Source organism: Chloroflexota bacterium (assembly GCA_014360805.1).
In the GTDB taxonomy this organism is placed as follows: Bacteria; Chloroflexota; Anaerolineae; order DTLA01; family DTLA01; genus DTLA01.
Genome location: JACIWU010000130.1, coordinates 1 through 5,860, shown reverse-complemented (window position 1 = coordinate 5,860; position 5,860 = coordinate 1). Strand labels below are relative to the sequence as shown.

6 protein-coding genes and 1 CRISPR repeat array are annotated in these 5,860 nt (G+C 61.0%); all 6 genes read right to left on the bottom strand.

Annotation, left to right across the window (positions count from 1 at the left end; all coding sequences use genetic code 11):
- Positions 1-8 precede the first annotated feature (8 nt).
- Positions 9-408: direct repeats of the CRISPR family, unit length 37 nt; unit sequence CTTTCAGTATCCTATCCTCGGATCGTGGCATTGCAAC.
- Between the two features lie 212 nt (positions 409-620).
- Genes cas4 through H5T65_13740 form a run of 6 tightly spaced genes read right to left on the bottom strand, consistent with a single transcriptional unit; the run spans position 621 to position 5,731 of the window.
- Positions 621-1,238, bottom strand: coding sequence for a CRISPR-associated protein Cas4 (gene cas4 / locus H5T65_13765; protein ID MBC7260296.1), 618 nt, complete (start codon positions 1,236-1,238; stop codon positions 621-623).
- Positions 1,187-1,468 carry a CRISPR-associated endonuclease Cas2 gene (gene cas2, locus H5T65_13760; protein MBC7260295.1) on the bottom strand — a complete coding sequence of 94 codons (282 nt, stop codon included), beginning with the start codon at positions 1,466-1,468 and terminating at the stop codon, positions 1,187-1,189. The genes cas4 and cas2 overlap by 52 nt, the downstream gene beginning before the upstream one ends.
- Positions 1,469-1,474: 6 nt before the next feature.
- Positions 1,475-2,302 (bottom strand): hypothetical protein, encoded by an 828-nt coding sequence (locus H5T65_13755; protein ID MBC7260294.1) that lies wholly within the window; start codon positions 2,300-2,302, stop codon positions 1,475-1,477.
- A 9-nt stretch (positions 2,303-2,311) separates the two neighbouring features.
- Positions 2,312-2,689 carry a hypothetical protein gene (locus H5T65_13750; protein MBC7260293.1) on the bottom strand — a complete coding sequence of 126 codons (378 nt, stop codon included), beginning with the start codon at positions 2,687-2,689 and terminating at the stop codon, positions 2,312-2,314.
- On the bottom strand, positions 2,686-3,618 hold the full coding sequence (cmr4, locus tag H5T65_13745; GenBank protein MBC7260292.1) for a type III-B CRISPR module RAMP protein Cmr4: 933 nt from the start codon (positions 3,616-3,618) through the stop codon (positions 2,686-2,688). Before cmr4 ends, H5T65_13750 begins: the two co-directional genes overlap by 4 nt.
- 1 nt (position 3,619) lies before the next feature.
- A complete protein-coding gene (locus H5T65_13740; protein ID MBC7260291.1) occupies positions 3,620-5,731 on the bottom strand; it encodes a hypothetical protein in 2,112 nt (703 codons plus the stop codon).
- Positions 5,732-5,860: the final 129 nt, after the last annotated feature.

The window sequence follows — 5,860 nt, the reverse complement described above, 5'->3', positions numbered from 1 at the left end:
AAGGCGCACTTTCAGTATCCTATCCTCGGATCGTGGCATTGCAACCGACCACGGCGAGGCCATCATGCGCGTCGCGGATACTTTCAGTATCCTATCCTCGGATCGTGGCATTGCAACTCCTCAAGCCCCTTGCTAATGCTCGTCGCCACGATGCCTTTCAGTATCCTATCCTCGGATCGTGGCATTGCAACCCCTGGCTGCGCGGCGAGGGTGATGGGGCGACTATCTTTCAGTATCCTATCCTCGGATCGTGGCATTGCAACGATGTATGCAGATGGTAAGGTTGCGGTCAAGGAGACTTTCAGTATCCTATCCTCGGATCGTGGCATTGCAACCGGCGGTGGCCTGCGCGCTGGCGTGGCTGGTTCTCACTTTCAGTATCCTATCCTCGGATCGTGGCATTGCAACCCACCCCCTATAGTCCCCCCAAAAAGGCCATTTTTTGGCTCTCCGCGCGCCATCGCGGCTCCTAGAGGCCTACAGAGTGCGTTTTTCGGGGTTGCGGGTCTAGACTCGGTTGTTAATGTGCAATTCTATCGCAAATCGGTTTTTGCGCAAAAATCGGTCTCATTTGCGAAGGTCGCCGGGCAAAAAGAAAATGCCCGGCGTCGGCCCGCGCTTCAGACGACGTCGTTGCAGAATCGCCGAAATTCGCAGATGGTGCATTTGCCCCGCTTGCGAGGCGGGGGCGGCATTCGCTCGTGGAGCGCGATGTCGGCCATGGCCTCTACCGCCTGGCGGACGCGGTCGCGCATCTCGGCCGTCAGGTCCACCTGTCTGGCCCGTCGCGCGGGGATGAGGTACAGGAATCCGCGATGCGATGGGATGCCCCACGCTTCCTCCAGCAGCATTCCGTAGGCTACGACCTGAAGGGCGAAATGGGTCACCACCCGCCCGGCCGTGAGTTTGTAGTCCACCGGGATGGCCTCCAGGGTGCCGCTGGCATTGTCGTCGGTGCGGATGGCCATGTCAAGGCGCCCGCGCAGGCCCAGTCGCGCGGAGTAGAGGGCGACGTCAAAGAATCGCTCGCCGCGCCGCAGGCCGTAGGCGCGAAGGGATCGGCGCTCTTCGCGCCTGTGCTCGGCCCGTCCTTCCTCGGTGCCCATCTGCATTTTGAAGGTGGTGGGGCGCACCTTGGGCAGGCACTGGTGGTAGTACACGATGCGCGGGCAGAAGAAGTATTGTTTTAGGTCGCTGACCCGGAAGGTGAGGCTTTCTTCTTCGCTTTCTGTACCCATACTTGTCTTTTGGCCCAGCATCGTTCGCAGATGGGGAAGATTTGGACGTTGGCCTCTTTTTTCCCCGCGCGCTTTTTGATTTTCATCAGGAGTTCTTCCTGCCGCGACGGCGCCAGCGTCCCCAGGAACGCCGAGTATTGGATGCGCTGGAGGCCGTAGTCCAGGCAGATGTCGGCGACTTTGGCGCGCAGGCGGTCGTCGGGGATGTCGTAGACGATGATGGCGTTCATGGCGGGTTAGGCCTCCGGTTTCCATACGCCGTCGGGTTCCAGCGTGAACCGCGTATCCTGTTCAACGACCGACCCCGGCACCCAGCAGACCTGCGCCGGGGTGAGGCGCATGCCAAAGCGCCGGCTATCGCCGTGGGTCTCGCGTCCTACGAGGGGTTCAATGGTTCCTCGGGCGGCCACATTCTGGACCAGCGTGTGAGCCAACAGCGGCTCGCCGGGCTTGCGCTTGATGGACGGACGTCCGCCATCCAGTTGCCACTCGCGGTTATCCCCTTCGGAGAATGAGACCAGGCGCAACTGCCCGAAGCCGTAGCGCCGCTCGCCGCCGACCCGCAAATCGCCCAGCCAGGCGGGCCAGTCCAGTGTTTTGTCCAGGAAGACCCAGCCGCCGACGCGCGTCCGCGCTCCATCTCGGTTGTGCGGGGCGATGAACTCCACCTCGTGCAGGCTTCCGTGCTGGGCCGAAGTCGTCGCCGGATCTAGCGCGGTGGTAACGTGGGCGTCCAGATAGCGACGCTCAAACTCGGCGGCGGTTAGGTCGCCGTATTTCAGGCCGTTTTCCCCATAGCGGGGGTGAAGCGGCGCGCCATTGTCCTGGATGAACCAGTAGCCGAAGGCGCAATGGGCCTTGACCCATTCGCCGATCTTCTGATAGTCGCCTTGCGGAACGTCCGTGGTGGAAAAGCCACGGCGGGTCAGGGCCTCGGTTACCGCGCCCCACAGGTTGCGCGCGGGGATGTAGTAGCGCGTGCGCTGGAGGTTGCCCACCTTGTGATAGCCGATGTGCAGTGGGCTGCGCAGTTCGTAGGTTGCCGTGTATAGGGTCCAGGCCATACCCGCCTCCTATTCCAGCGCCTTGGCGTGATAGCGCGCGTAGATGAGGGCTTGCTCCAGCAGGCGCTTGGCGAGCAGGAGTTGATCCAGGTCGGAGGCCAGGTACTCGCGCACGGCTGCCAGAGGCTCGCCGGCGTGTTCAAAGCCCTTGATGCCGGCCTCTTTCAACAATTCTCTGGCCTGATCGCGCAACTTGCCGGCGCCTGGCTTTTCCCGCTGGCCGCGCGAGGCCTGGTAGAGGAAAAAGGCATAGACGCCATCCTCTTGGAGCACGCCCAGCGATTTGGTGATGTGGTTTTCGGCGTTCTTGCCGATGGCCTGGTGGACCTCGTCGGCAATGTTCCAGCCGAATTTGGCGCAGAGTTGGTCCAGATTCTGAGTGCTCATTCCGCACCTCCCGCGCTGAGATTCAGCACGCGCAGCCGGCCCATGCCACGGGTGTTCATCCCGCCCACGCCAAGGGACTCAAAGAGGGTGAGGCCTTTCTCAACGGTCTTAATGACTTTTTGCTTGCCGCCGTTGTTCTGGAGCGGCGCCTTGTCGCCGATCTTGTAGAACTGCGGGTCACTGACAACCACCTCAAAATAGAGCACGCTGGCGCGGGGCAGGGCCTCGTAGGTGAAGAGCGCGCGTTCGGCCGCGGCGCCGGTGGCCGGGTCAATGCTCACCGAGGTACGCACCTCCAGGTTGTCGTTGACGATGTGGCCGAACATCTTGTTGGAAACCAGCACGGCGTGCTTGAGAATGTCCTGCGGCACATTGGGCACTTGATCTTGAAGCGCAAAGTCGTTGCTCGCTACATCCAGCATCAGCCACCCCAGGTTGAGTCTGCCGCTGGCTTTGACGCCACTTGCCACGCGCACCTGATGATCCTCCGGCTCGGCTCCGGGGATTTCCAGGTCTTTGAGCGCATCCGGGCAGGTTACCCAGACCGGCCCGGCCAGGGAGTGGACGGGGAAGAAGACGAGGCGCGCGTCGGAAAACTGCGCCAGACCCTGGAAACTGCCCTGGTCGCCCTTGCTGAAGCCAAAGGTAACGCAGATGGGACAATCGGGCCGGCCGCAGTGGCCCTGGTAACCTCGCCCAGTGTCGGCCTGCCCCTGGCCGGCGCAGTGGGGGAACTTGCCCTCTTCCTGCATGGCGGCGTAGGTGCGCGCGGCGCCGGAGAGGCTGGTGCCGGGAATTTTGGGCACGTTGGTCCCCGGCTCGCGCACGATGCTCATGTCCACGCGCCCCAGGCGCATCCCGCCCGTGCCCACGTGGATCGGGTCAAGAGCGAGGGCGTAATACTTGTTTACGTCAGGTTGACAAGTCATTTCAAGCCTCCTTCTTTTTTGCTTTTTCTAGTTTCAGTTTGAGAATGTGCAGGTGGAGTTCCAGGCAGTGGGCGAAGCGGCCACTCGTTACGTCTTGCGGTGTGATCACATCGGGTAAGGGGTTGCCCTCCTTGTCTTTGCGTTCAAACAGACTGGCCTCCTTGAGCGTTGTGCGCGTCAGGTGCTCAAACTCTTCGCCGTCCCTGTCCCAGGCGGAGCCTTTGCTTTCCAGCAGCGCCTGCACGTTGCGCAGGCCGGTATCGGTGATGCCGCTTCCCTTCAAGGCGTCCCACATGTCCATCAGGCGGGGGAGTTCATCCAGCAGCAGTACGTCTTTTTCCGGGTCAAAGTGGAAGCGCTGGGCGGTGCTTTCCAGGAAGAGGTAGGCCAAGCGCGAGGGGGTAACCTGAACCACGTCGCCTTCCTTCAAGTCGTTCACATGCACGAGCCAGCGGCGATTGTGTTGGAAGCGATACCGTCGGTGATCCGGTGTGCTATCGGCGAACTGCGCGACGAAAAAGTAGGGATACCAGGGGTCCGGCGTTGTGCCGTCGCCCATCACGGTTGGAACGTTCCATTCAACGCCGTTCGTGAACACGATGTGACCGTTGGTAACCTCCTGCGCCACCGTCCACGTTTCTTCGTTGAGAGGTGCTGCCAGCATCCGCCGCGCAGTGTCCATCGCCGCCATCAGAGGGGTCTTGCGCTGGAAGAAGACCAGGCCCAGGAAGAGCGGCAGGCGGTTCTGGACTTTGCCGAATTGCTTTTGGTATTCCTGGCGGATGTCGTCCGCAATCTCCAGCGCCTCGGCGGCGGGGACGAGGGCCAGGAATTGGTCTGGGGAAGCCAGAAGCGGGAGATAGGGCTTGTAGGCCGCCATTGCACCCGGCGCCGGCTTCGCCTCCTGAACGGCAAAAGTGAACTGGCGCCGTGGATTGTCCGGATCGTCAAGGCGGATGACCTGGCCCGGTTTGATCTCCCCACTCAACTGCAGGTTGCTGATGGTGACGAAATGTTGGGCTTCTGCGTGCCAGAGGAGGCTGATGGCCTTGCCATCTACTGTGCCATCGTAGGGGACATTTCCCCTCCAGCCGGCCTTTTGGTCGGGGGTGATCAGCCGGCGGACGCAGCGCAAGGCGGCGTCCTGGCCCTGGCCGTAAGTATGCCCGGCAAGGATGCTTTGCTCCACCGTCTCGGTCCAGAAGCGCTGGCAGGTCTCCCAGACGCGGCGCAGGCGGGCGGGGGAAGGATTCTTGGGGGTGCATTGCTCAGGCGCGTTCTCCGCGGCCCTGACCAGCATGGTCTGCACCAGGTCGCCGGAGAGCCAGTCGTCCAGCCCGAAGCGGCCCACGAGGAGCGCCACGCGGTCGTTGTGGTCGGCGATTTCGTCCATCCAGATGGTTCGCGCGGGGTTCTGTTCCCATGTGGCGATGCGCGAATCGCGGCGCCGCTCGCAGGTTTCGCACGCCTCTTTGCCCTCCCGCATGGGACGCAGACGGCAGACGGGGCAGAGTTCCAGGTTGTCTGCTTTGGCTTGCCACAAGCCTTCAATGATTTGAGCATCGGCTTGGGTGGTAGCAGGCTTGATCAACATACCCTTGACATCAGGCAATTCGTCTTTAGTTGTCGTCGCGTTTTTCGTCCAATTTGGATCTTGTCCCCACCAGGAAGACTGCTCCAAAGTCACTACTGGCGAGAGATCGCCCTCGATCTTTTTTGTAAAGGTGTGGATGATTTGTGCTTCCAGTGTCATTCCCTGGTCATCGGGGATTGTGAGCAAATTGAGCACATCAGGTACGACGAAGATACTGCCGTCTTGGTCGCGATAAACCTCGCTTCCAAGGGGATATTCCACCTCAAGCAACGTGCGTACTTGATCCAGAGCATCGGACAGTAACTTTTGTCGAGCCAGTAGATCTGGCACTCGGGCAACATTGGAGATGTATCCCAGACCGTCAACCCGAACGCTGAGCAAGCGCCAGCGCAAGTCTTGAGCAGAGGGCACGGTTCCCGTTAACAATGAGCCGGCCAGCGCGGATTTGTAAAGTGCCCCCACGAGGGATCCCCAACTCCACAAATCCACCTCGTTGATAGGGCGGCGGCTGTCAGCCACTGTTTGAGCAAATAGGGTACTGATTCGTTCTCTCAAATCTTGTCTATCTGACGCAAGCGTGGCTAACTTGCCCCACGGCAAGTTCCACAATCTGGTTGTCAGGGTTGTTCCGACAGATCTCTCGCATCC